The organism is Xanthomonas sp. 60, assembly GCF_011761925.1.
In genome coordinates, this window is record NZ_JAASQW010000007.1 from 189,263 (window position 1) to 214,291 (window position 25,029).

Genomic DNA, 25,029 nt, shown 5'->3' on the forward strand with positions numbered 1-25,029 from the left:
ATCATGGACGCCCTGGATCAACGGCGGGAGCCACCCATGCGCAGAGCGACCATCAAGGATGTCGCCGAACAGGCGAAGGTTTCGCTGAAAACGGTGTCGCGCGTGATCAACAACGAGCCATCGGTGATGCAGGCCACGCGGGCACGCGTGCTGCGTGCCATCGCCGACCTCGATTACGAACCCGATCCGTCCGCGCGCAATCTGCGCAGCGGCACCACCTTCGTGATCGGACTGGTGTACGACAACCCCAATCCGTACCACATCATCGGGGTGCAGAACGGGGTGCTGGCGGCCTGCCGCGAGACCGGTTTCGGCCTCCAGATCCATCCCTGCGATGCGTCCTCGCCCCTGCTGGCCGATGAGCTGGCGGACTGGGTGCAGCGCTCGCGCCTGGCCGGCCTGGTGCTCACCGCGCCGATGTCCGAACGCCAGGATCTGGTGCAGGCGCTCACCGCCCGCGGCATCAAGCTGGTGCGCATCATCGCCGCCACCGAAGATCCGGCCGACGGCCCGTGCGTGTTCGTGGATGACCGCGAGGCCGCCTATGAGGTCACCGAACACCTCATCCAGCTGGGCCACCAGCGTATCGGGTTCCTCTGGGGCGGCAGTTCGCACCGGTCCTCCGGCGAACGCCATGCCGGCTACGAAGCCGCGCTGAAGGATTACGGCATGAGCGTGGACAAGCACCTGGTGGTGCAGGGCGACTACACCTTCGACGACGGCTTCCGCGGCGCACGCCGGCTGCTGGCCCTGCGCGAGCCGCCCACGGCCATCTTCGGTTCCAACGACGAGATCGCCGCCGGCGTGCTGGCCGCGGCCAAATCGGCCGGCATGAACGTGCCTTACGACCTGTCCATCGCCGGTTTCGAGGACAGCCCGTTCTCGCGCCAGTCCTGGCCGCCGCTGACCACGGCCAAGCAGGCCACCGAAGATATCGCGCGCCATGCCGCGCGCCTGCTGATCGCGCAGCTGCGCAACGATGCCTACGACGAGGCGCCTTCACCGCTGCACAACCAGGGCTTCGTGCCGCAGCTGGTCGTGCGTGGCTCCACCGCCCCGGTGCGCCCGCCGGTGGCTTCCCCCCTCCTGAAAGAACCTGCCTGAGCCCACCCCATGCCGCTGCCCGAGCCGTCCGCCACCCTGATGTTCCGCGAAGCCGCCGAAGCGGCCGACGTGGTTGCCCGCCAGTTCGCGCGCAACCGCCCGGTGCTGGAGGCGCTGGCCGCGCGGCTGCGCGCGGCGCCGCCGCCGTTCGTGGTGACCTGCGCGCGCGGCAGCTCGGATCACGCGGCCACGTACGGCAAGTACCTGCTGGAAACCCAGCTCGGCGTGGTGGTGGCTTCGGCATCGCCCTCGGTGGGCTCGGTGTATGCCTCGCCGCTGCGCATGCAGGGCGCGTTGTTCATTGCCATCTCGCAGTCCGGCAAGAGCCCGGACCTGCTGCGCAACGTCGAAGCGGCCAAGGCCGGTGGTGCGCACGTGGTGGCCCTGGTGAACGTGGAAGACTCTCCGTTGGCCGCGCTGGCGGACACGGTGATCGCCCTGCACGCGGGCGAGGAGCGCAGCGTGGCGGCGACCAAGAGCTACCTTGCTTCGCTGTCCGCGCTGCTGCAGCTGGCGGCGGTGTGGAAACAGGACAGTGCTCTGCTCGAGGCGCTGGAGCGCCTGCCGGCAGCGCTGCGCGAGGCCTGGCAGTGCGACTGGCAGGGCGTTACCGAGGGCCTGCGGATGTCCACCAACCTGTTCGTGCTGGGCCGCGGGCTGGGGCTTGGCGCCGCGCAGGAGGCGGCGCTGAAGTTCAAGGAAACCTGCGGCCTGCATGCCGAAGCCTACAGCTCGGCGGAGGTCAAGCATGGGCCGATGGCGCTGGTGGGACCGGGGTTCCCGGTGCTCGCCTTCGCGCAGCCGGACGATACCGGTGCCGGCACGCGCGCGGTGGCGGACGAATTCGCCGCACGCGGTGCGCAGGTGTGGCTGGCCGGCGCCGGCGGCGACCTGCCGGTGGTCACGCCGCCGCACCCGGCCTGCGCACCGCTGCTGGTGGTGCAGAGCTTCTACAGGGCGATCAACGCGCTCGCGCTGTCCCGGGGACACAACCCGGATCTGCCGCCGCATCTCAACAAGGTCACGGAGACGGTCTGATGCCAGCCCCCACGACACGCCGGCAGGTGCTGCGCAATGCGCGCATCCTCGTGGATGACACCTTCCGCGACGACCTGGCGCTGGTGATCGAGGACGGCCGCATCACCCACCTGGTACCGGATGCGGCACCGCAGCTCGGTCCGGCTGCCGGGCAGATCGACCTCGATGGCGGCTGGCTCGTGCCGGGATTCATCGACGTGCAGGTCAACGGCGGCGGCGGCGTGCTGTTCAACAACGCACCTAACATCGCGACCGTGCGCACCATGGCAGCCGCACACCGCCGCTTCGGCACCACCGCGATGCTGCCGACGCTGATCAGCGACGATGCCGCGGTCATGCGCCTGGGCATCGATGCAACGCGCGAGGCCATCCGCCAGGGCGTGCCCGGCGTGCTCGGCATCCACCTCGAGGGCCCCTACATCGCCCCGGCGAGGAAAGGCACCCACGATGCCAGCAAGTTCCGCCTGCCCGACGCCGCCGAGCTGGCGATGGTGGCCTCGCTGGACAACGGCCCGACCCTGCTCACGCTGGCGCCGGAGCAGGTGCCGCTGGACACCGTCCGCGCGCTGGTCGAACGCGGTGTGATCGTCGCCGCCGGCCATACCGCCGCCACGTACGAAGAAGCCCGTGCCGGGCTCGACGCGGGCATCCGGGGCTTCACCCATCTCTTCAACGCGATGTCGCCGCTGCAGGGCCGCGAGCCCGGGGCGGTCGGTGCCGCGCTCGAGGACCGCGACAGCTGGGTCGGCATCATCGTCGACGGGGTGCACGTGCATCCGGCGAGCCTGCGCGTGGCGCTGGCCGCCAAGCCGCGCGGGCGCCTGCTGCTGGTGACCGATGCGATGCCGCCGGTGGGGGCACAGTCGCCGAGCTACGCGCTGTACGGCGAGGTCATCACCGCCGTGGACGGCGTGGTACGCAATGCCGCCGGAGCGCTGGCCGGGTCCGCCCTGGACATGGCGACGGCGGTGCGCAACACGGTGCGGCTGCTGGGCCAGCCGTTGGCCGAGGCGGCACGCATGGCCTCCACCTATCCGGCGCAGTTCCTCAACGTGGACGACCGGCTGGGCCACATCGCCGAGGGCTACCAGGCCGATCTGGTGCTGCTTGACGATGCACTGCAGGTGCGTGGCACCTGGATCGCCGGGCAGTACGAAGCCGCATGAAGGCGGCGGCGGGCATGCGCTTGGCGTCGATCGATGCGCTGCGCGGCACCACCGTGGCGGCCATGCTGCTGGTCAACAACCCCGGCGACTGGAGCCATGTGTACGCGCCCCTGCGGCACGCCCTGTGGCATGGCCTCACGCCCACCGATCTGATCTTTCCTTTCTTCCTGTTCCTGGTCGGGGTCTCGCTGGCCTTCAGCGTTGCCCCGCGCGCCGGGGATCACTCACGGCGGCCCGCGCTCGCCCGCGGCGTCGTGCAGCGCGCACTGCGCATCCTCCTGGCGGGCGTGGCGCTGCATCTGCTGGCGTGGTGGCTGCTGTCGCTGCCGCACTTCCGCCTCTGGGGCGTGCTGCAGCGGATCGCGGTGTGCGCTGCGGCAGTGGGCCTGATGGCGGTATGGCTGCGCCCGCGCGCCCAGTGGACCGTGCTCGGGCTTGCGCTCGCCGTCCACGCCGGGGTGCTGCTGGGCGCCGGCTCCCTGCAGCCGTGGCAGGATCCGGGCAGCCGCCTGGATACCGCGCTGTTCGCCCCTTGGCTCTACCAGTACGACGCGGTGACCGGGCGCGGCCATGACCCGGAAGGCCTGCTCAGCACGCTTGGCGCGGTGGCCACCACGCTGCTGGGCCTGCGCGCGGGCGACCTGCTGCGGCGCGGCGCGCTGTCCGCGCTGGGCCTTGCGGGTGCGGCGCTGCTGGCCATCGGGTTGCTGGCTGCGACTGTCCTGCCCTTGAACAAGGCCCTGTGGACGCCGAGCTTCGTCGCCGTCACCGGCGGCATCGCTGCGCTGGCCCTGCTGGCTGCGCACATGCTCATCGATCGTCGCGGTGCACCGGCCTGGGGACGCTGCTTCGGCGTCAACGCCATCACCGCGTACCTCGGCTCCTCCGTACTGGCCTTGATGCTCATCGCCAGCGGTGCGTGGACGCAGTTGAACGACCTGCTGGCGGGGTGGCTGCACGACCCCGCACAGGCGTCGCTGGCCTGCGCGCTGCTGTTCGTGGCGCTGTGGTGGGGCCTGGTGCGCTGGCTGGACGCCCGCGGCATCCACGTCCGTATCTGAAGCGATTCACCAAGTTGAGTCCGGTGTGCAGGGTTTATCACGGTGCACAGAAGGGTTGAGCGGCTAGGGTTGACGTGAACCTCGCGCCCGGCCCCGTCTGTCTCTCAGTGGCGGGTCACACGGACTGACATCGCCAGTGCCTGCCCCAAGGAGAATGCCGCATGCTTCGCCTCGCGCCGTCCCGCCTCGCCCTTGCCGTTTCCGCCATCCTGCTGGGGGCATTCGATGCCCAGGCCGCCTGCGTGACCTCCGGCAGCGTGACCACCTGCGATGCCACCGTGCCCGATCCCTGGACGTCCACCGTCGGTACCGGCAACACCGCCGCCGAAGACAACCGCCGCGTGGAGCTGCAGCCCGGCAGCACGCTCCAGACAGGCAACGCCAATGCCATTTCGCTGCGTGACAATGCGGTCATCCTGATCGGTGATGGCAGTACGGTCAGCGCGGCCGCGACCTCGGCGCCCGGGCTTTTCGCCGCCGGTGGCAACACGCTGGAGCTGCGCAGCAATGGCGTGGTGGACATCGCAGCGGGGGGACGGATCCTCGCGACCGGCACCCAGACCACGGCCGAGGCCATCAACGTGCTGGGCACCGGCAACGTGTTGACCAACAGCGGGCTCATCCAGGCGCGCACCGCGGCGGCGATCTGGCTCGACAACAGCACCGGCCGCAACACGCTGGTCAATACCGCCACGGGCCTCATCCAGGCGCCGGGCACGGCGGTCGGCGGCCTCGGCAATGGCGCGCTGCAGTTCACCAACGAAGGCCGCGTCATCGGCAACGTACTGTTTGCCGGCGGCGATGATGTGCTGGATCTGACCGGGCGCATCGAGGGGTCGGTGCGGCAGGGGGGCGGCAATGACATCGCGTATCTCCGGCCAGGCAGCGTGATCACCGGCACGCTGGCACAGGACGCCGGCAACGATCAGCTCGACGTACAGGGCGGCACCGTGGGCGGTGCGGTGACCCAGGGCCTGGGCGATGACACGGCGCTGCTGTCGGCGGGCACGCTGGCCTCGCTTGACCAGGGTGATGGGGCGGACAGTCTCACTGTCAGCGGGGGCAGCGTGACCGGCACCGTGCAGCAGGGCAGTGGGATCGATACCTTCCTCATGACCGGCGGCACCGTCGGGGCGCTGCTGCAGGGCGACAACTACGATTATTTCCGCATGACCGGTGGCCGCATCGTGGGCGCGTTCGATGACGGCGACTATGCGGAGATGACCGGTGGCCGCATCGGCCGGGTCAACATGAAGCTGGACAACAACGTGTTCGACATGTCCGGCGGCACCATCGACGGCAATCTGGTGGCCGGCTTCGGCAACGACCGCATCGTGCTCAGCGACGGCTACATCGGCGGCAACATCAGCGTCAGTGGTGGCAACGACAGCGTGGACATCAGTGGCGGCACGGTGCGCGGCGAGGTCCGCCTGAGTTTCGGCAACGATCGCTTCGGCTGGGATGGGGGTGGTGTAGTGCACGGGCTGATCGACCTCGGCGAAGGGGACGACAGTGCCCGTCTGGCCAATCTCAACCAGGCCAACCTGGGCGCCATGCCCGGGCTTGACGGGGGCCTGGGCAACGACAGCCTGGTGATGGAGAACGTCAAGACCACGGGTGTGGCGCGCTACACCGGGTGGGAGACCATCGACCTGGCCACCGATACCCAGCTCACCTTCGACGACACGCTGCGGCTGGGCGACGCGGCCAGCGGTACCGGCACGATCACGATCGATGGCACCAGCGCGTTGTTCGCCAGCGGAACCGGCGGTGGCATTGCCGGCTTTGGTGGCGGACTGGCCGACGTGTTCAATGCCGGGCGCATCGATCTTTCCAGCAACGGCGCCGCCGGTGACCGCTTCACGGTGCGCGGCAACTACACCGGCAACGGCGGCGCGCTCTACCTGGATACCGTGCTGGGCGATGACAGCGCCGCCAGTGATCAGCTGGTGGTGTCAGGCGGGCGCATCACCGGGACCACCGGGCTGGGCATCCGCAACGCGGGCGGCACAGGCGCGGCGACCCTGGTGGACGGCATCCTGGTGGTGCAGGCCACCGATGGCGCCACCAGTGACCTGGATGCCTTCGCGCTGTACAGCCCGATCGCCGTCGGCGCCTACGAGTACTACCTGTTCAAGGGCGGCGTGAGTGCGGGCTCCGGTGAGAACTGGTACCTGCGCTCCACCGTGGTGACTGCGGTACCTCCCCCGGTCACCCCTCCGGTCACCCCCCCAGTCACTCCCCCAGTCACACCCCCGGTGACGCCGCCGGTGACGCCGCCGCCCCCGACGCCCGTGGTTCCGCCGACGCCGGCGCCCGCACCGCCGCCGGCGCCCGTGCCCCCCGAGGCGCCTGAACCGCCGCCGCCGCCGGAGGATCTGGGCGATCCACCGGTCGACCTGCCTCCCGCGCCGCCGCCGCCGCCGGATGTTCCGCTCGATCCGGAGGCCCCGGATCCGGATCCGGTCGCGCCGGAGCCCGCGCCGCCACCGGCGCCGCCCGAGCCTGAACCGGTCCCGGAACCGACCTTGACCGAGCCGCCGCCGGTGCCGGACACGCCGGCCGTGCTGCCCACCGCGCCCGGCCTGCTGGCGCCGCCGACGCCGGAGGCGCGCGCCCCCCGGGCGGCCGTGGTGCCGATCTACCGCCTGGAGACGCCGGCCTATGCCGTCGTGCCGTCCCTGTTGCAGACCGTCTCGCAGGCCAGCCTTGGCACCTTCCACGAGCGCCAGGGCGAGCAGCGCCTGCTGGCCGGGGAGGGCGGCCTGCACGCCGCGTGGGCGCGCTTGATCGGCAGCAGCGAGGAACAGCACTGGCAGGGCGATGCACTGACCGGGTTCGACGGCGACCTGCAGGGCGTGCAGGCCGGCCTTGACGTGTACACGGATACGACAGACGGCGGTTGGCGCAACCAGGTGGGCCTGTTCGCTGGCCGTACCCGTGCCAGCGGCCGTATCACCGGCCTCGCGCTGGGCTGGGAAAACGTGGATGTCGGCCAGCTGCGGCTCGATGACAAGCACGCCGGGCTGAGCTGGACCGGCGTGGGCAGTGCCGGGGGGTACATCGACGTGGTGGTGATGCAGAGCCGCTACCGGGGGCGCGCCTGGTCCACCCGCGGCCTGGGCATCGATGTACGGGGCGATGGCACCACGGCTTCGGTGGAGGTGGGCAAGCCGATGCTGCGTTTCGGGCAGTCGTCCTGGTGGCTGGAGCCCCAGCTGCAGGTGATCTGGCAGCGGCAGTCGCTGGATGACACGGCCGACGCCATCGCCGCGATCCGCTTCGACGCCGACAACGCCTGGACCGGCCGCGCGGGCGTGCGCATCGCGGGCGATTACGGGCTGGCGGACAATGGCTGGCAGCCTTACATCAAGCTCAACTACTGGAAGACCTTCGACGGCGAGAACCGCACCGACTTCGACAGCAACCGCATCGTGTCCCTCCAGCAGACCCGTGGCTGGGAAGTGGGCGTCGGCGTGGTCGGGCGCTTCAACCGCAACGTCAGCGCATTCGGTGTGGTGGATTACACGGCCGATCTGGAGAACCGCGACCGTGACCGCCGCAGCACCCAGGCGACCGTTGGCCTGCGCCTGGACTGGTAAGGCCCGCGCCGGCGCACGCGCGAGACCGCGCGCGTGCGCCGGCAGCGCTGTTTTTTACGCGGCACACCGGAGCCGCCTGCGATAATGCAGGCTCTCTTCACGCACTGGACCACTGATGCAGGACGATACCGGATCACCCCCTCTCAATGATCTCGAACTGCGCCTGATGCAGGCCCAGGACGGCACGCTCGCGGCACCGGCCTTCCTCGACAGTCTGCTGGCCGACCAGGTCTTCGTGCTGCTGGACAAGGCCGTCGAGGCCGACGCCGAATGGGATGATTCGATCACCCCGCTGGTGCTGACCAGCGAAGCGAACGAACCGATGTTCGCGATCTTCTCGGCCGTCGAACGCGCCACGCCGTGGAGCGAGCAGCTGCCGCAGTTCGAGAACGCACTGCAGGTGGAGATGCGCTGGCTGCTGACGGCGATGTCCGACGGCGTGGGCATCGTGCTCAACCCTGGCTTCGATGTCGGCATGGAGATGATCCCCGATGCCGTCGCGCAGCTGAAGCAGCGCGCCGACGCGTTCACCCGCGGCCAGGCGCGCTGATCAACGGGCGCGTGCGGCGGCGATCGCCGCTACGCGTGCCTTGGCCAGGGCCTGGCCGATGGCCGGGCCCTGCAGCTGCCGGGTGTCCAGATCGCGCGCCTGCACCGCCAGCGCGGCGGCATGCAGGCGCATGAGCGTCTGGCCCTGTGGGTAGTCACTGTCTTCAAAGCCCAGCCGGCCGCGCTTGTCGGCCTCGCAGCACACGGCCATGCGCGCGATGCGCTCCGGCCGCCGCAGTGCATCGCAGCGCCCGAACAGTTCGAGCACCGTGGCATCGCGCAGCTCATCGATGCGGTGCACGTTGAGGTGCTCCCGGCACACCGCTTCGGCCAGCTGCTGGTGCTCGGCGGGGACCTTCAGGCGGGCGCACAGGGCGCGCAGCGGTGCGATGCCGCGCTGCTCGTGCATGATGTGGCGCGGCCATTGCTCGCGCGGCGTCAGGCCCTTGCCGAGGTCATGCACCAGCGCCGCAAAGCCAACCAGGTCATCACCCGGGGCCAATCGCGCGGCCATGTCGCTGACCATTTCCTGGTGGATGCCAGTGTCCACTTCGGGGTGGAACTCCGCGCGCTGCGGGACGCCGTACAACGCGTCCAGTTCGGGCAGCACCGGCCCCAGCGCGTGCGCCTGGTGCAGCGTGCGCAGGAACGCGGAGGGCCGCTCTGAGGCGAGCGCGCGGCGCAGCTCCTGCCACACGCGTTCGGGCACCAGCGCATCGAGTTCGCCACTGGCCGCCACCTCGCGCATCAGGGCCAGGGTGTCCGCGGCCACGGTGAAGCCCAGTGGGGCCAGGCGCGCCATGAAGCGTGCGGCGCGCAGTACGCGCAGCGGATCTTCGACGAAGGCCGGTCCAACATGACGCAGGATGCGCTGCTCAAGGTCACGCTGGCCGCCATAAGGGTCCACCAGCGTGCCGGTCTGCTCATCGCAGGCGATGGCATTGATGGTGAAATCGCGCCGCTGCAGGTCCTCTTCCAGCGTGACCGAGGGGTGTGCATCCACCACGAAGCCACGGTAGCCGCGGCCGGATTTGCGCTCGGTGCGGGCCAGGGCGTATTCCTCACCGGTATCCGGGTGCAGGAACACCGGGAAGTCGCGGCCGACGGCCTTGAACTGCCTGGCCTCCATGTCGGCCGGCGTGGCGCCGACCACGACCCAGTCGCGGTCTCCCGCGGGACGCTGCAGCAGGCGGTCACGCACGGCGCCGCCGACGAGATAGATCTTCATGCGGTCCATGATACGGCCCACCTGCGCCGCGGCGTCCCGGATTGCCGGATCAATCGCCACCCTGGCCGGCGTTGGCCGCGCAGGTGAACGTCTTGCGCGTGTCCGCCAGGCGACCCACCATGCGCTCGCTCAGCGGCAGGGCATCACCGTTGAGGCGCCAGTCGTAGATCACGCTGAAGGCCAGAACGCGTGCCACGTACTCGCGCGTTTCCTTGTAGCTGATGGTCTCGATCCAAAGGTCCGGATCGAACGCCGGTCGCTGTGACTGCCAGCGCGCCGTCGGGGTCGGCCCAGCGTTGTACGCCGCGATGGTCACGTAGGGCAGGCCGCTGTACTTGTCCATCAGCTGCCGCAGGTAGGCCGTGCCGATGGTGATGTTGGTGTCCGGGTCGTACAGGCTGGCGGCGCCACCGTAACCGGCCAGGCCGATGTTGCGGGCCACCGCCGCACCGGTGGCGGGCAGCACCTGCATCAGGCCCATGGCGTTGGCAGGGGAGCGACCATTGGGATTGAAGATGCTCTCGGCGCGGATCTCGGCCGCCACCCATGCCGGGTCCAACGCATTGCGCGCGGCTTCACGGCGGATGGTGGCGTCATGGTGCAGCGGGAAACGCAGGTGATAGAGCCGCTGCTCATCGGGCTTCTTGCCGAGCGAGAACACGGCGCGGTCGAACCAGCCGTTCTCCTGCGCGACTTCCACCGCCAGGCGGCGCTGGGTGTCATCAAAATTGGCCAGTGCACTGTTCCACTCCGCCACCGCCCAGCCGGCACGGTCGATGCGGTACAGGTCCATGGCACGGATGATGGCCGGATCGCGGGCCACGGCGGCGCGCGCCTGCGCGCTGTCCGTCGGCTTCCACGGGCACAGCGAGTAGGGCTGCTGCAGCCGGTCCGCCGCCAGGAAACCGTGGAACGTCGCCGCGCGTGCGGCCTGCGCGAACACGGCCTTGGCCTGTGCGGCCTGACCGGTTTTTTCCAGCATGCGGCCTTCGAAATAGCTCCAGCGCGAATCACCGCGCTGGGCAGGCGACATCTTCCTGATCGCCGCCAGCGTGGCGGGCCAGTCACCGCGTGACATCGCTTCGCGCACCCGCCACTCGTGCAGTCGCTCGTCGTAGGCGCTGTCGGGCACCGCGTTGAGGCGTCGCGCGGAATCGGGCAGGTAGGACGCCACGGTCCACAAGGCGATCTGATAACGCACCTGGGCCTGTTGCTCGGCGGTCAGTCCCAGTGCCTGCGCATACTGCGGCAACTGCCGCTCAGTGGCATCCGGATCGGCCTTGGCCAGCTTTTCAAGACCGTCCGTGGCGATGCGCCGGCTGCGGTCGGTGCGCGGCCAGTTGAGGGCGGCCGCGCTTGGGGCGTCGACGAACGCCGCGTAGCTGGTCGCCAGCGCCAGGTCGCTCGCGGGCAGGCCACGCGCTGCGCTGCGCATCACGGCCGGCTGCTGCGCATCGGCGGCCGCATCGATCCGTTCCCAGCGCAGCGCATCGCTCAGGCCGCCCTGCGCCTGCAGGACCGCGAACACGGCGTCACAGCCGTCCGGCAGCGACTTGCCGCTCTTGCGCCACATGTCCTGCGCTTCGCCGACCCATTGTGCGTCGGCCTTGCCGGTGGCCTGGCGTGCGGTCAGCTGCGCGCAGCGCAGCCCGGCATTGTCGGTGGGGACCCAGTTGGCCAGCAGCGTGGGCCAGTCCTGCCGCCGGGCGACCGCGGGCAACCAGACGGTACGGAAGGTGCTGGCAACGGCCTGGCCCTGGTAGCGCCTGAGGAAATCCTGCGCCTGCGCGTTGCTGACCGTTTCGATGTTCCGCCGCAGGTTGGCGTACTCCAGCCAGCCGTAAGCCGGTGCCCGGCTCAGTGCGCTGGCGCGTCCAGCATCGAACTGGCCCCGTTCGGCGTCGGCGATGGCGGTCTTCAGCAGTGCGCGCTGGGCGTCGCTGGATTGGGCGGCAGCGCCGAAGGTCAGGACCGACAAGGCGGTCGCCAGGGCGAACGGGTGCAGTGCAGAACGGAAGTATTGGCTCATCCGATGAGGATAGCGGCCTTTGCCTGAATTTATTTTTGCGCCCATCGGGCACGCGGGCGTCGTGCGTGGGCGCGGATCCGACGCGCTCGTTCACTCGGCGTCAAAAAAGCGGCACAGGTCACAGCAGCTTCTTTACAACTTGTTTACAAGTAAGACGCCTGTGCGTGTTCAACCCCCGTTTGCCCATCTGGAGAGAGAAAGCGAATGAACAAGCCGCATCACCGTCCCTTGGCGGTCGCCGTCTCGCTGTGTGTAGGCCTGCTGTCGGTCTCTGCCGCAGCGGGTGCCCAGGAAGCCCCACGCGTGGCCACCGAGCTCGACCGGGTCGAGGTCACCGGCACGCGGATCAAGCGCGCCGAAGTCGAGGGCCAGGTGCCCATCCAGACCCTCACCCGCACGGAGATCGAGCGCACCGGCCTGACCTCGATCGGCGAGGTCCTGCAACAGCTCACCGGCTCGGGCTCGGCGCTCAACGCCAAGTTCAATTCATCGGGCAACTTCGGCTTCCCGCCCGATGGCAGCGGTGTGGGCGCGGGCTCGGCGCAGGTCGATCTGCGCCACCTGGGAGCCAAGCGCGTGCTGGTGCTGGTCGACGGCATCCGGTGGGTCAACGAGTCTTCGGCGTCCGGCGTGGGGGCGGCGACCGACCTCAACACCATTCCACTGGCCATCGTCGAACGCATCGAAGTGCTCGAAGACGGCGCCTCGTCGCTGTATGGCTCCGATGCCATCGCCGGCGTGGTGAACATCATCACCCGGCGCGATTTCGACGGTGCGCAGGTGACGATGAACTACGGGCAGTACACCAAGGGCGACGGCGCACAGCGCGGCGTCGACCTGGCCTGGGGCACCCACGGCGACCGCTACAGCCTGTTCCTCGGCGCGAGCTGGACACGGCAGGATGCTGTGTACGCGCGTGACCGCGAGCAGTCGCGCTTTCCGATTCCCGGCACGGGATTGTCCTTCGGCAGCGGCGGCATTCCGCAGGGCCGGTTCCGCTTCGTGGATCCCAACACCGGCGCGGTGCAGGATCTGGTGCCCAACAGCGGCGCGACCTCGCCGGCCTACGACGGCAGCGCCGGCTGCAGCCGGACCGATGATTATCATTGCTTCACCACGGCCGACCGCTTCAACTTCGCCGAATACAACCTCGTGCTGACCCCGTCCGAGCGCAAGGGCGTGTTCGGGCAGTTCCGTTTCGACATCACCGACAACATCCAGTGGTATGTCAAAGCGCTCGGCAACCGGCGCGAATCCACCAACCAGGCCGGACCGGAGCCGCTGTTCTTCGGTCCGGACGGAGCCACGGGCAATCCCCTGGCCGACAACATCGTCATCTCAGGGCAGAACCCCTACAACCCCTTCGGCTTCGACCTGGTGTCGTCGGGAAACATGCAGTTCATCGGACGACGCCCGGTGGAGGGCGGGGCGCGCGTGTTCGAGCAGGAGGTCGACACGTCCTATGTCGCCACCGGGCTGGTGGGTGACTTCCAGGCCGCCGGCCGCAGCTGGTTCTGGGACGTCAACGGCATGTACAGCAAGAACAAGGCCGAACAGACCAATCACGGCAGCTACAACATCTTCAACATCGCCACCGCGCTCGGTGACCCGGCCGTGTGCGCGGCCACGCCGGGCTGCGTGCCGCTGGACATCTTCGGCGGGGTCGGCAGCATCACCCCGGAGATGCTGCAGTGGATCCAGCCCGTCGTGCGCGATCGCAGCCAGAACGAACTGAGCCTGTTCACCGCCAACCTGTCCAGCGAGCTGTTTTCACTGCCGGCCGGTCCGGTATCGTTCGCCTCCGGCTACGAGTACCGCAAGTACGAAGGCGCCTACCAGCCGGACCCGCTGACGGTGATCGGCCATTACAACGGCGTACCCTCGCTGCCGACGTCCGGCTCGTATGATGTGAACGAGGCGTACCTGGAGCTGAGCGTGCCCCTGTTCGCCAACAGCGCGCTGGGCGAGAAACTCGACCTCAACCTGGCCGGACGGTATTCGGATTACTCCACTTTCGGTGGCGAGTTCACCCCCAAGTACGGCCTGCGCTGGCAGGTCACCAACGACTTCGTGCTGCGCACCACCTACGCCGAAGGCTTCCGCGCGCCGTCCATCGGCGAGCTCTACGGCTCGGCGGCGCGCGCGGACCTGCAGATCTTCGATCCCTGTTCGGTCGGCCTCGGCGGTACGCCGCCGCGCGGCAGCGCCGCCAACTGCGCCGCGCTCGGCGTACCGGCCGGTTTCCAGCAGGCCAACTCGCAGATCTCGGTGACCACCGGCGGCAACACGGCGCTGGATCCGGAGCGTTCGCGCAGCTTCAGCGCCGGCTTCGTGTGGAGCCCCTGGTTCGGTACGAATGCGTCCTGGTCGGAGCGCTTCGATATCGATGTGACGTTCTACCGCCACGCCATCGACGGGCCGATCCAGGCGATCAACGCGCAGTCGCAGCTCGATCTGTGCGTGGACTCGCTGGATCCGACGTACTGCGACGGCATCACGCGCGCCAGCACCGGTGCCATCAGCGGCTTCAGCAACCGGCTCACCAACCTGGGTTCGATCAAGACCGACGGCTGGGACGTGGACCTGTTCTGGACCTTGCCACAGACCACCGCGGGGCAGTTCCGCCTGGCCTGGCAGAACACCTTCGTAGGGCGTTACGAGGCACTGGGCGCAGGCGGCGAGCGGCAGCCGCAGGCGCCCGGCGTGGAGGTGGCCGACAGCTCCATACCGGAATGGACCAGCACCGGTACGCTGTCGTGGTCGCTGGACAACTGGAATGCGTCCTGGACGGTGCGGCACATCTCCGAGCTGACCGAGCAGTGCGGCGACGTCGCCGCGTTCGCGGTCTGCCGCAACCCGGCCGAAGGCACCAACACGCTTTCGGCGACGACCTTCCATGACATGCAGGTCGGCTACAAGGTGGACTGGATGAAGGGCCTGCAGCTGAGCCTGGGCCTGAACAATGTGTTCGACAAGGATCCGCCGATCTGCCTGTCGTGCTCGTTGAACGGCTATGACGCGTCCACGTACGACATCCCGCGCGGCCGCTTCTGGTACGCACGGGCGGACCTGCGCTTCTGAGGGCGACGGCGCAGGGCTGTAACGCACGGAGCCGGGCAATGCCCGGCTCCGTTGTCATTGATCCCGCTGCGGCGGTCAGAAGCTGTAGGTGAAGGTCAACGAGCCGTTGCGCTCGTTGCCGTAGGCCCCGTAACCATTGATCTGCGAGAGATATTTCTTGTCCAGCAGGTTGTCCAGGTTCACCTGCACCGCGAACTGCGGCGCCAGGCGGTAGCGGGCGAAGGCGCTGACCAGCGCATAGCCGCCCTGCTCGATGCGACCGTACGCCGGCACCGGGTAGTAGATCCCGTTCTGCCAGTTGGCACCGCCACCGACGGTCAGCGCCTGCAGCGACTGCGGCGTGTAGCTGGTGAACAGCTTGATCGTGGTCTGCGGCAGGCGGCTGTTGATGTCGCTGCCGTTGATGTCCTTGGCCACATAGCGCGAGGCACCGAAGGTCGCGTTCCAGCCCGGGGTCAGTTCACCGTTGAGTTCGAACTCGAAGCCACGGCTGACCGTGCCACGGGCGGCGATGGACGCGAACTCGCCCGGCCGGCCGGGGATGGGTTCGTTGGTGACCTGCGCCACGTTGTCCTGCTCGATGCGGAACACGGCCAGCGAGGCGTTGAGCCGGTTGTCGAACCAGGCGCCTTTCACGCCCACTTCGTAGCTCTTGCCGTCCACCGGATCCAGGTAGTTGTCGTTGCGGTCACGCGCGGTCTGCGGCTGGAAGATCTCGGTGTAGGCGGCGTAGGTCGACCAGGTGTCATTGAGGTCCAACACCAGGCCGGCATACGGCGTGGTGACCTTGTGCGAACGGTCGGCGCCTTCGCCTTCGCTCTGCCAGTCGGTGTAGCGCGCGCCGAGGATCAGCTTCAGCGGGTCGGCCAGCGACAGGCGCGTGGCGGCGTAACCGGCCTTCTGCTTGATGGTGCCCGCGCTCTGCAGCGGCAGGGTGTCGGCCCAGTCCGGCTCGGCGAAATCACCCGTCCACGCGTTGTAGTTGCCGATCGGCGCCCAGCCGACCTGGTAGTCACCGTAGTTGGCGTAGTCGCGCTTGTTGTAGCTCAGGCCGGCCATGACCTGGTGCTGGCGGCCGAACAGCTGGAACGGGCCTTCGACATAACCATCGACCGCGTTGACCTTGCGCTCGGTGTTGTACAGGCCCGCCGAGGGCGAAACCCCTTCGCCGGTCTGCCGGTCGAGCAGCGACGCACCGCTGGTCCAGTCGTTGTAGGCCGGATAGAACAGCTTGTCGTCGGCGTTGCTGCGGTCATGCGTGGCCCCGACACGGACCTTCCAGTCGTTGGCGAAAGCATGTTCCAGCGTGGCGAACAGGCGCTTGCTGGTGGTATCCCAGTAGGTCCAGCCCGGATTCGGGTTGAACGAGGAATCGAACGGCGTAGCCGAACCGTCCGAATACAGCATCGGGAACCCACCCCAGGTCGCGCCGTTGGCGCGCTTCTGCTGATAGTCATAGCCCACGCTGAGCTGCGTGTCCGGCGTGAGATCGGCATCGATCACTGCATAGCCCAGGGTCTTGTGCTGGTCGTAGCGGTCCATCTGCGATTCGGTGTCCAGGTAGCTGCCGATCACGCGGGCGCGCACCGTGCCGCTGGCGTTCAGCGGCGTGGTCACATCGACCGTGCTGCGGGTGCGGCCCCAACTGCCCACGTTCAACGACACGCTGCCGGTCAGCTCGGCGCTGTCGGCATGCTTGCGGATCAGGTTCACCGAGGCCGACGGGTTGCCGGCGCCGGTCAGCAGGCCTGTTGCGCCGCGCACGACTTCGACACGGTCGTAGATGGCCAGGTCCAGGCCGGAATCACCGTAGCTCCAGTTCTGCACCATCTGCGTGGGCAGGTTGTCGAACTGATAGCTGTCGATGTAGAAGCCGCGGGCGTAGAACTCGGTGCGCTCGGTGTCGCTCTGCGTGCTGCTCACGCCGGTGGTGTTGCCCAGCACATCGAGGATGTCGTCCAGGTTCTGGTCTTCGATCCGCTGGTGGCTGATGATGCTGACCGACTGCGGAATCTCGCGCGGGGCCAGGGCGAAGCGCGTGCCCGCAGAGGTGCGACGTACCGAGTAGCCTTCCGCGCGTTCGCCTTTCACCACGATGCCGTCGAGCGTGGTCGCGTCCGCCGCCGGCAGCGCCTGTTCGGCGAAGGCGGGTACGGTGGCAGTGGCGCACAGGGCCATCAGCAGGGCCTGGGTCAGGCGGTCTTGCGGAACGGAACGGGTCATCAAGGTGTCCAGAAAGGAGACGTCGCGCGGGTGGCCGGGAAGCACCCGGGGCGTGACGGGGAGGTGGGTTCGCCGTTAATAGTAATGCGAACGATTCGCACCATCAATGCGTGGTCGCAAAAAAAGGGCGGCCAGGCCGCCGAGTCAAGCAGTTGAGACAGTGCCGCCGGGGACGGCTCAGGGCCGCCGCAGCGCGCTGTCCGGCACGTCCACCGACAGGGCCAGGGCCAGGTGGTCGGAGAAGGCGGCAGGCACGGCCGCCGCGTCGCGCTGGGGCAGGTTGCCGCTGACCAGGATATGGTCGATGGCCCGATCCGGACGCCAGCTGGGGAAAGTCGGCACGATGCAGCCCGGCGGTTGCAGGGTGGTCTTGCGGTACAGCACCTGCATCTCCGGTCGTTCGGCCAGGCAGTTGAAATCACCCATCAGCACGGCGTTGGGATGATCGGACAGCAGATCAGCGATGAACGACAGCTGCGACAACCGCGAGCCCGCCCCGAGCGACAGGTGCGCCACCGCCACCGCCAGGCCCTCATTGCCGTCGCCGAACTTGGCCAGCAGCACGCCGCGCCCCCCGATACGGCCGGGGAGGGCATGGTCCTGCACTTCCACGGGCTCGAGCTTGCTCAACAGCCCATTGGCCGATGACGCCACGCCGCCCATGCGCCGGTTCGGCTGGTGGCTCCAGTAGCTGAAGCCGGCCTGCTGGGCCAGGTAGTGGGTCTGGTTGGTGAAGCCCGAACGCAGGCTGCCGGGATCGGCTTCCTGCAGGCCCACGATGTCGTGGCCACTGGCCAGCGTGGCAATGGCATCCAGGCTGGAGCGCTTGCGCCCCGCCGGCAGCGCATGTGACCAGCTGCGGGTCACATAGTCACTGTACCGGCGGGTGCTCGAGCCGGCCTGGATGTTCGCCGTCAGCAGGCGCAGGGTCCGTGAACCGGAAGAATTCAACACGGTGCGCGCGCTGCCTGCTCAGTTGCCGGACGCGCGGCGGGCGCGCTCGCGCGCGATCAGGTGGTCGGCGATGCGCAGGTTGTCCTGCCAGCCCTTGCCCTTCACCAGGTAGCGGCCGTTGACGATGATCGACGGCGTGCCGCTGATCTGGCTGCGCTGTGCGAACTGCTTGGCGGCATTGGTCTTGGCGTTGACGGCAAAGCTGCCCATGGTGGCCTCGAACTGCTTGGCATCCACGCCGTGCTTGCCGTACCACGCCGCGATGTCCTGCACCGAATCGGTGCCGCGCTCGCCCTTCAGCTCGCCATTGGCGTGGATCGCGGCATACATCGCTTCGTGGGTCTTCTCCTGGACGCCCAGGGTCTGCGCGGCGTAGAACGCGCGGGCGTAGTTGTCCCAGGTGCCGCCGAACATGGCGGGCACGTACACGAAGTTCACATCACCGGGCAGGCCGGCCTTCCACGGCGCCAGCACGGGCTGGAACGCCGCGCAGGCGGGGCACACGTAGCCGAAGATCTCGGCCACTTCGACCTTGCCCGCCACCGGCTGGAACGGCTGGCCGTTGCTGATTTCCACATAGTCGCTGCCCGCCACCGGCTCCGGACCGGTCAGCGGCGCGGGCGCGTTGGACGCCGGCGCCGCTGCGGCGGCCTGGGCGTCGGGGCTGGCAGGTGCGGCGGCGTCGGCCGGCGCGGTCGTCGCTTCCGGGCTCGCCGATGCCGGCGCGGCGGCCGGTGCCGCCTCGCTGGCCGGGGTCACGTTGCTGCTGCCGTCGTCGGCCTTGCACGCCGCCAGGATCGGCAGCAGGGCCAGCAGGCCCAGGGTGTAACGGGTTTTCATCGGAGTCTCTCCAGCGATGTCGGGGGCCGGCGGCAGGCGCCGGCAAGGGGCTGATGATGCCACGCGGCGCAGGCCGTGCCGTGTGTCCATCGTTGCGTGGTTCAGGGAGCCTTCTTGCTGCGGATCTGCTGGATCAGCGCATCGGTGATGCGCAGCTGGTCCTCGAAGCTGCGTCCCTTCACCAGGTAGGCACCGTTGACCACGATCGTCGGCGTGCCGCTGGCACCGCTGGCCACGGCGAAGGCACGCGCATGGCGCAGTTTCTCGTCCACGGCCTTGCTCTTGAGCGCGGCGCTGTAGCGGGCGGGATCGGCGCCCTGGCCCTTGTAGAACGCGCTCAGCTGTTCAGCGCTCGGGTTCTGCATCGGCAGCTCACCGGTTTCATGCAGGGCGCGGAACACCGCGGCATGGCTGCGCTGGGCCACGCCCACCTGTTCGGCCGCATAGTAGGCGCGGGCCCAGGCATCCCAGTGCCCGCCGAACACCGCCGGGACCGGGGTGAAGCGCACGTCCGCCGGCAGCTTCTTCGCCCAGGCAGCCAGCTGCGGTTCGAAATGCGCGCAGTGCGGGCAGGTATAGCCGAACAGTTCGGCCACTTCGATTTTTCCGGCCAGCGGCTGGAACGGCGTCGGCTGCGCGATGCGCTCGTAGTCGCGACCTTCCTGCAGGTCGGGGGCGGTGGGCGCGGCGGCCGTGGCGGCCAGCGGCAGCACCAGCAGCGCCAGCAGAAGACGGGGGATCAACCTCATCGATGTACATCTCCATGGAAAGGGAGCCGGCGGGCGCCGGCGCGGAGATGAACATACCGCACGCGGTGCCTGCGGTGGGCACCGCGCGCGGTGACCGGCGGTCAGGGCGCGGCGGATGCTGTGGCGGGTGTGCCCTGGGCGGCGACGTCGTCGGCGCGCGGATGCAGGCCCTGCAGGTAGCTGCCGAGGGCCTGGATTTCCTGTTCGGTGAGCTTGCCGGCGATGGTCGCCATGATCTGGAAGTGGGCCTTGTCGGTGGTCTGCATCTGCCCGGCTTTGTACTCCTGCAGGCGGCGGGCGACATAGCTGGCGTGCTGGCCACCCACGTGCGGGTAGGCCGGTCCGGGGTTGCCGGCACCGGTCGGGCCGTGGCAGGCCATGCAGGCCGGCAGCCCGCGGGCCGCATCGCCGCCGCGGTAGAGCGCCTGCCCGATTTCGTAGAACTTGAGGTCCTTGTAAGGGCCTTCGGTCACCACGGCGTCGTCGGCGATGCCGGCGGTGGCCTTCTGGGTGGCGAAGTAGGCGCCGATGTCGCGCATGTCCTGCGCGGTAAGGTCCTGTACGAAGGGCACCATGGCCGCGGCGGCGCCGGAGGTGCGCTGGCCCTTGGCGATCAGCGCCATCTGCTGCGCGGAATAGCGCTCGCTCTGTCCGGCGATGCTGGGGTAGATCTCCACGCTCGCATTGCCATCGGCGCCGTGGCAGGCCGCGCAGGCCGCCGCCTTGGCCTGCCCGGCGGTCGCATCGCCCCAGCGGGTCTGGCTGAAATCGATCTCCAGCGGCGCGGTACGGATCGGTCCGTTGTCGGGCAGGGGGGTGACGGTGGTCTGTGCCCAGGCCGCAGCGGCGATGGAGATGGCGACAGCGGAAACGGCGAGAACGCGAGCGTGGCGCATGCTGAAGCTCCGTTTTGGTCCGGTCAGGCCCTCCGCCGGATGGACCGGATTATCAGCACCGTTTCCCGGCCGGGTCAATCAATGGCCGGGCGCGCGGCGGCGCAACATGCGATCCTATGCGCATGTCTCTTCTCATCGAACGCGCGCAGTACCACCTTTCGGCCCACAACATGCGGCAGCTGCCGCCTGATGAAGGGGCCGAAGTGGCCTTCGCCGGCCGCTCCAATGCCGGCAAGTCCAGCGCCCTCAATGCACTCACCCGCCAGAATGCGCTGGCCCGTGTCTCCAAGACGCCGGGGCGCACGCAGCAGCTGGTGTTTTTCCAGGTCACCCCGGAAGCCCACCTGGTCGATCTTCCCGGCTACGGCTACGCCAAGGTGCCGCTGGACCTGCAGGCCCACTGGCAGGCCTTCATCGATCAATATTTCCGGACCCGCCAGGCGCTGCGCGGTCTGGTGGTGGTGATGGACATCCGTCATCCGCTCAAGGATTACGACCGGCAGATGCTGTCCTATGCCGTGCAGCGCGGGCTGCCGGCGCACGCGCTGCTGACCAAGGCGGACAAGCTCAGCCGCAGCCAGCAGATGATCGCGCTGCAGAAGGTGCGCAAGGAACTGCAGAGCGCCTACGGCGATACCGTGAGCGTGCAGGTCTATTCCGGTCCGGCGCGGCTGGGCGTGGACGAAGCCCGCGCGATCATCGGGGGCTGGTTGGGCCTGTGACCTGCGGACCGTGTGACTGAAGGAGGGCGGCCGCGGCCGCCTTCCTGCGTTGTGGGCCAGCAGCGCATGGTGGGTAAGGGGACGTGGGGTCATCGTTTCGCAGGTTGTCGTATCCGGCTGCAGGCGCGGGAAAGGAGGCCCGGAAGGAGATGCCGCCGGTAGGACGCTGAAAACCATCACGCGCGCGTGACGAGGGCAACCGCCACGCTATAGTTCGCCCTTGCGATGCGTGGGGCAGAGCCCCACCTTCACCGCCACCCACCAGCGAGCCTCCCCCTTTGTCGAGCCCCAGCCACGTCGCGCAGACGCCCATCACCGATCGTTCGCAACTGGTGGAGGTGATCGCCTCGGGCGAAAAGCCCCGCGCGCACTGGCGCATCGGCACCGAGCACGAGAAGTTCGGGTTCCGGCTCGATGACCTGCGTGCGCCGACTTTCGACGGCGAGCGGGGCATCGAGGCCCTGCTGCAGGGGCTGCAGCGTTTCGGCTGGGCGCCGGTGCAGGAGCAGGGCCACACCATCGCGCTGCTGCGCGATGGCGCCTCGGTCACGCTGGAGCCGGCAGGCCAGCTGGAGCTTTCCGGCGCGGCACTGGAGACCATCCACCAGACCTGCGTGGAGACCGGTACCCATCTCAATGAAGTGGCGCAGGTGGCCGGCGAGCTGTCGCTGGGTTTCCTCGGCATGGGGTTCCAGCCCAAGTGGGCGCGGGCGGACATGCCGTGGATGCCCAAGGGCCGCTACCAGATCATGAAGAACTACATGCCCAAGGTCGGTTCGCTCGGCCTGGACATGATGACGCGCACCTGCACGGTGCAGGTCAACCTGGATTACGCCACCGAAGCGGACATGGTGAAGAAGTTCCGCGTATCGCTGGCGCTGCAGCCGATCGCCACCGCGCTGTTCGCCGATTCGCCGTTCACCGAAGGCAAGCCCAACGGCTTCCTGAGCTACCGCTCGCACATCTGGACCGACACCGACGCCGACCGTACCGGCATGCTCGATTTCGTGTTCGAAGAAGGCTTCGGCTACGAGCGTTACGTGGATTACCTGCTCGATGTGCCGATGTATTTCTCTTACCGCGATGGCGTGTACCACGATGCCAGCGGGCAGAGCTTCCGCGATTTCATGGCCGGTCGCCTGCCGGTGCTGCCGGGGCAGCTGCCGAGCCTGGCGGACTGGACCGACCACACCACCACCGCCTTCCCGGAAGTGCGGCTGAAAAAGTACCTGGAAATGCGCGGCGCCGATGGCGGCCCGTGGAGCCGCCTGTGCGCGCTGCCTGCGTTCTGGGTCGGCCTGCTGTACGACGAGGAGGCCCTCGACGCGGCGTGGGACCTGGTGCGTGACTTCAGCCTGGCCGAGCGCCATGCGCTGCGTGATGGCGTGCCGCGCCAGGCGATGAACCTGCCGTTCCGCGGCGGCACGGTGCGTGATCTTGCGCGCGAGGCCGTGAAGATCGCCGTGGGCGGCCTGCGCCGGCGTGGCATGTTGAACGCTGACGGCATGGACGAAAGCCATTACCTGGACGTGCTGCAGGAGATCGTGGAATCCGGCCTGACACCGGCCGAGCGCAAGCTGGCGCTCTTCCATGGCCGCTGGAACGGCGATGTGGACCACGTGTTCCGCGAGTTCGCGTACTGACGTCGCACGGAAGCGCCGGGCCCGGCCCGGCGCTTCCTGACCCGCCGGGTCAGGCCTTCAGCGTGCCCATGTCGATCACGAAGCGGTAGCGCACATCGTTCTTCGCCATGCGCTCCCAGGCGTCGTTGACGTCCTTGATGTCGATCACTTCAACATCGCTGACGATGTTGTGCTCGGCACAGAAGTCCATCATCTCCTGCGTTTCGGCCATGCCGCCGATCGCCGAACCGGTCAGGTGCTTGCGGCCGAAGATCACGCTGACGCCGGTCAGCGGCGGATCCAGTTCGGTCAGCACGCCGACCAGGCACATGGTGGCATCGCGCTTGAGCAGCTGCATGTACGGGTTGGTGTCATGCCCGACCGGGATGGTGTTGAGCAGGAAATCGAAGCTGCCCGCGTGCGCCTGCATCTGTGCCGCATCGCGTGAGACCAGCACCTCGTCGGCGCCCAGGCGCTTGGCATCGGCGCCCTTCTCCGGCGTGGTGGTGATCATCACCACCTGCGCACCCAGGGCCTTGGCGAACTTCACGCCCATGTGGCCCAGCCCGCCCAGTCCGATCACGCCCACCTTCTGGCCGGCGCCCACCTTGAAGTGGCGCAGCGGCGAATACGTGGTGATGCCGGCGCACAGCAGCGGTGCGGCCGCTTTCAGGTCCAGGGTGTCGGCGACCTTCACCACGAAGCGCTGCTCCACCACGATGTGGTCGGAGTAGCCGCCCTGGGTGGCCTCGCCGGTGTGGCGATCAGTGCCGTTGTAGGTGAACGTGGCGCCTTCGGCGCAGTACTGCTCCAGATCATGGGTGCAGGCATCGCAGTGGCGGCAGGAATCGACCATGCAGCCCACGCCGGCGTGGTCGCCGACCTTGAAGCGGGTGACCTCCGCGCCGACTTCGGTGACCCGGCCGATGATCTCGTGGCCGGGCACCATCGGGTAGTTCGAGCCGCCCCAGTCATCGCGGGCCTGGTGCAGGTCCGAATGGCAGATGCCGCTGTACAGGATCTCGATGCGCACATCATGCGGGCCGACCGCGCGGCGCTCGAAGGTGAATGGCTGCAGCGGCGCGGTATTGGACTGCACCGCGTAGGCGTGGGCGAGGGACATGGGGGATCCTTGATTTATGGAAAGGCGCTTTACAATACGCCGCGCGTGCGGGCTCTTGAAGCCGTTGTTTCGGGATGTGTCATCAAGTGTGACGGGATAATCATGGCCACGGACAACCTCACCCATCTGGCCGCCTTCGCCGCGGTTGCGCGGCACCGCAGCTTCCGGCGCGCGGCCGTGGAGCTGGCGCTGTCCACCTCGGCGGTGAGCTACGCCATCCGCGCGCTGGAAGAACGCCTGGGCGTCGGGCTGTTCCACCGCACGACCCGCAGCGTCGCCCTCACCGAGGCTGGACAACGCCTGCTGGAACGGCTGCAGCCCGCGCTCGGGCAGGTGCACGACGCGCTGGAGGAGATGAACCAGTTCCGCGCCACCCCGTCCGGCCTGCTGCGCATCAACTGCGCGCGGGCGGCCGTGCCCACGCAGCTCGGCCCGCGGCTTGCGCGGTTCCTGCAGGCGCACCCGGATGTGCGGTTGGAACTGGCCGAGAACGATGGGCTGGTGGACATCGTCGCCGAAGGCTACGACGCCGGCGTGCGGCTGCATGAGTTCGTGCCCGAAGACATGGTGGCCGTGCCGCTGGGACCGCCGCTGCGCGGGCTGATCGTCGGCTCGCCCGCCTACCTGCGCGACCATCCGGCGCCGGTCCACCCGCGCGAGCTGATGCAGCATCAATGCATCCGGTTCCGCTTCGCCAGCGGCCATCTGTACAAGTGGCAGTTCGAGCGCGACGGTGAACGGCTGGAGATCGATGTGCCTGGCCGGCTGACGCTGAGCGAACAGACCACCATCGTGCGGGCCGTGATCGATGGGCTCGGCCTGGCGTATGTGCTGGAGGACGCCGCGCGCCCCTGCCTGGATGACGGGCGGCTGGTCACCGTGCTGGAGGACTGGGCCGAGCCGTTTCCCGGATTCGTACTGTATTACCCGCGCCAACGGCAGATGCCCTCGGCGCTGCGTGCGTTCGTGGACCTGCTGCGCGAGGAATAGGGGGCAGGCGGGCACGGGCATTCGCAATCCAAGTGCCGTCACGTATACTGTC

At 68.5% G+C, this 25,029-nt stretch carries 18 protein-coding genes; 10 read left to right on the top strand and 8 right to left on the bottom strand.

The window, feature by feature from the left end:
* Nucleotides 1–36 precede the first annotated feature (36 nt).
* The 6 genes from FHY09_RS14510 (at nucleotide 37) to FHY09_RS14535 (ending at nucleotide 8,521) form a co-directional block, all read left to right on the top strand.
* Nucleotides 37–1,104, top strand: coding sequence for a LacI family DNA-binding transcriptional regulator (locus FHY09_RS14510; protein WP_166927606.1), 1,068 nt, complete (start codon nucleotides 37–39; stop codon nucleotides 1,102–1,104).
* Nucleotides 1,105–1,113: 9 nt separating this feature from the next.
* Nucleotides 1,114–2,142 carry an SIS domain-containing protein gene (locus FHY09_RS14515; protein WP_166927607.1) on the top strand — a complete coding sequence of 343 codons (1,029 nt, stop codon included), beginning with the start codon at nucleotides 1,114–1,116 and terminating at the stop codon, nucleotides 2,140–2,142.
* Nucleotides 2,142–3,308, top strand: coding sequence for an N-acetylglucosamine-6-phosphate deacetylase (nagA, locus tag FHY09_RS14520; RefSeq protein WP_166927608.1), 1,167 nt, complete (start codon nucleotides 2,142–2,144; stop codon nucleotides 3,306–3,308). The genes FHY09_RS14515 and nagA overlap by 1 nt, the downstream gene beginning before the upstream one ends.
* Nucleotides 3,305–4,369: a heparan-alpha-glucosaminide N-acetyltransferase domain-containing protein gene (locus FHY09_RS14525; protein ID WP_166927609.1), complete on the top strand. Its 1,065-nt coding sequence runs from the start codon at nucleotides 3,305–3,307 to the stop codon at nucleotides 4,367–4,369. The genes nagA and FHY09_RS14525 overlap by 4 nt, the downstream gene beginning before the upstream one ends.
* Nucleotides 4,370–4,530: 161 nt before the next feature.
* Nucleotides 4,531–7,971 (top strand): autotransporter outer membrane beta-barrel domain-containing protein, encoded by a 3,441-nt coding sequence (locus FHY09_RS14530; protein WP_166927610.1) that lies wholly within the window; start codon nucleotides 4,531–4,533, stop codon nucleotides 7,969–7,971.
* A 115-nt stretch (nucleotides 7,972–8,086) separates the two neighbouring features.
* Nucleotides 8,087–8,521 carry an SseB family protein gene (locus FHY09_RS14535; RefSeq protein ID WP_166927611.1) on the top strand — a complete coding sequence of 145 codons (435 nt, stop codon included), beginning with the start codon at nucleotides 8,087–8,089 and terminating at the stop codon, nucleotides 8,519–8,521.
* Here FHY09_RS14535 and FHY09_RS14540 read toward each other — a convergent pair whose 3' ends face one another.
* Both FHY09_RS14540 and FHY09_RS14545 read right to left on the bottom strand, forming a co-directional pair.
* Nucleotides 8,522–9,748 (bottom strand): multifunctional CCA addition/repair protein, encoded by a 1,227-nt coding sequence (locus FHY09_RS14540; RefSeq protein ID WP_166927656.1) that lies wholly within the window; start codon nucleotides 9,746–9,748, stop codon nucleotides 8,522–8,524.
* A 49-nt stretch (nucleotides 9,749–9,797) separates the two neighbouring features.
* The gene (locus FHY09_RS14545; protein ID WP_166927612.1) at nucleotides 9,798–11,777 is read right to left on the bottom strand and encodes a lytic transglycosylase domain-containing protein; all 1,980 of its coding nucleotides are present in this window, start codon (nucleotides 11,775–11,777) and stop codon (nucleotides 9,798–9,800) included.
* 204 nt (nucleotides 11,778–11,981) lie between these two features.
* On the opposite strand from FHY09_RS14545, the gene FHY09_RS14550 reads away from it, so the two are divergent.
* Nucleotides 11,982–14,858, top strand: a complete 2,877-nt coding sequence (locus FHY09_RS14550) for a TonB-dependent receptor (RefSeq protein WP_166927613.1) — start codon at nucleotides 11,982–11,984, stop codon at nucleotides 14,856–14,858.
* Nucleotides 14,859–14,933: 75 nt separating this feature from the next.
* On the opposite strand, the gene fhuE is transcribed toward FHY09_RS14550, so the two are convergent.
* From fhuE to FHY09_RS14575, 5 genes are all read right to left on the bottom strand, one after another.
* Nucleotides 14,934–17,081: a ferric-rhodotorulic acid/ferric-coprogen receptor FhuE gene (fhuE, locus tag FHY09_RS14555; protein ID WP_166927614.1), complete on the bottom strand. Its 2,148-nt coding sequence runs from the start codon at nucleotides 17,079–17,081 to the stop codon at nucleotides 14,934–14,936.
* Between the two features lie 177 nt (nucleotides 17,082–17,258).
* Nucleotides 17,259–18,002 carry an endonuclease/exonuclease/phosphatase family protein gene (locus FHY09_RS14560; protein WP_208407924.1) on the bottom strand — a complete coding sequence of 248 codons (744 nt, stop codon included), beginning with the start codon at nucleotides 18,000–18,002 and terminating at the stop codon, nucleotides 17,259–17,261.
* Nucleotides 18,003–18,053: 51 nt separating this feature from the next.
* On the bottom strand, nucleotides 18,054–18,875 hold the full coding sequence (locus FHY09_RS14565; protein WP_166927615.1) for a thiol:disulfide interchange protein DsbA/DsbL: 822 nt from the start codon (nucleotides 18,873–18,875) through the stop codon (nucleotides 18,054–18,056).
* Between the two features lie 101 nt (nucleotides 18,876–18,976).
* Nucleotides 18,977–19,624, bottom strand: a complete 648-nt coding sequence (locus FHY09_RS14570; protein ID WP_166927616.1) for a thiol:disulfide interchange protein DsbA/DsbL — start codon at nucleotides 19,622–19,624, stop codon at nucleotides 18,977–18,979.
* Between the two features lie 101 nt (nucleotides 19,625–19,725).
* The gene (locus FHY09_RS14575) at nucleotides 19,726–20,520 is read right to left on the bottom strand and encodes a c-type cytochrome (RefSeq protein WP_166927617.1); all 795 of its coding nucleotides are present in this window, start codon (nucleotides 20,518–20,520) and stop codon (nucleotides 19,726–19,728) included.
* Between the two features lie 122 nt (nucleotides 20,521–20,642).
* Between FHY09_RS14575 and yihA the strand changes: the two genes are divergently transcribed.
* Nucleotides 20,643–21,242 carry a ribosome biogenesis GTP-binding protein YihA/YsxC gene (gene yihA / locus FHY09_RS14580; protein WP_166927618.1) on the top strand — a complete coding sequence of 200 codons (600 nt, stop codon included), beginning with the start codon at nucleotides 20,643–20,645 and terminating at the stop codon, nucleotides 21,240–21,242.
* Between the two features lie 278 nt (nucleotides 21,243–21,520).
* Nucleotides 21,521–22,885: a glutamate--cysteine ligase gene (locus FHY09_RS14585; RefSeq protein ID WP_166927619.1), complete on the top strand. Its 1,365-nt coding sequence runs from the start codon at nucleotides 21,521–21,523 to the stop codon at nucleotides 22,883–22,885.
* A 49-nt stretch (nucleotides 22,886–22,934) separates the two neighbouring features.
* Here the strand turns inward: FHY09_RS14585 and FHY09_RS14590 are convergent, their stop codons facing one another.
* Nucleotides 22,935–23,987 (bottom strand): NAD(P)-dependent alcohol dehydrogenase, encoded by a 1,053-nt coding sequence (locus FHY09_RS14590; RefSeq protein WP_166927620.1) that lies wholly within the window; start codon nucleotides 23,985–23,987, stop codon nucleotides 22,935–22,937.
* A 102-nt stretch (nucleotides 23,988–24,089) separates the two neighbouring features.
* Between FHY09_RS14590 and FHY09_RS14595 the strand changes: the two genes are divergently transcribed.
* The gene (locus FHY09_RS14595) at nucleotides 24,090–24,977 is read left to right on the top strand and encodes a LysR family transcriptional regulator (protein WP_166927621.1); all 888 of its coding nucleotides are present in this window, start codon (nucleotides 24,090–24,092) and stop codon (nucleotides 24,975–24,977) included.
* Nucleotides 24,978–25,029: the final 52 nt, after the last annotated feature.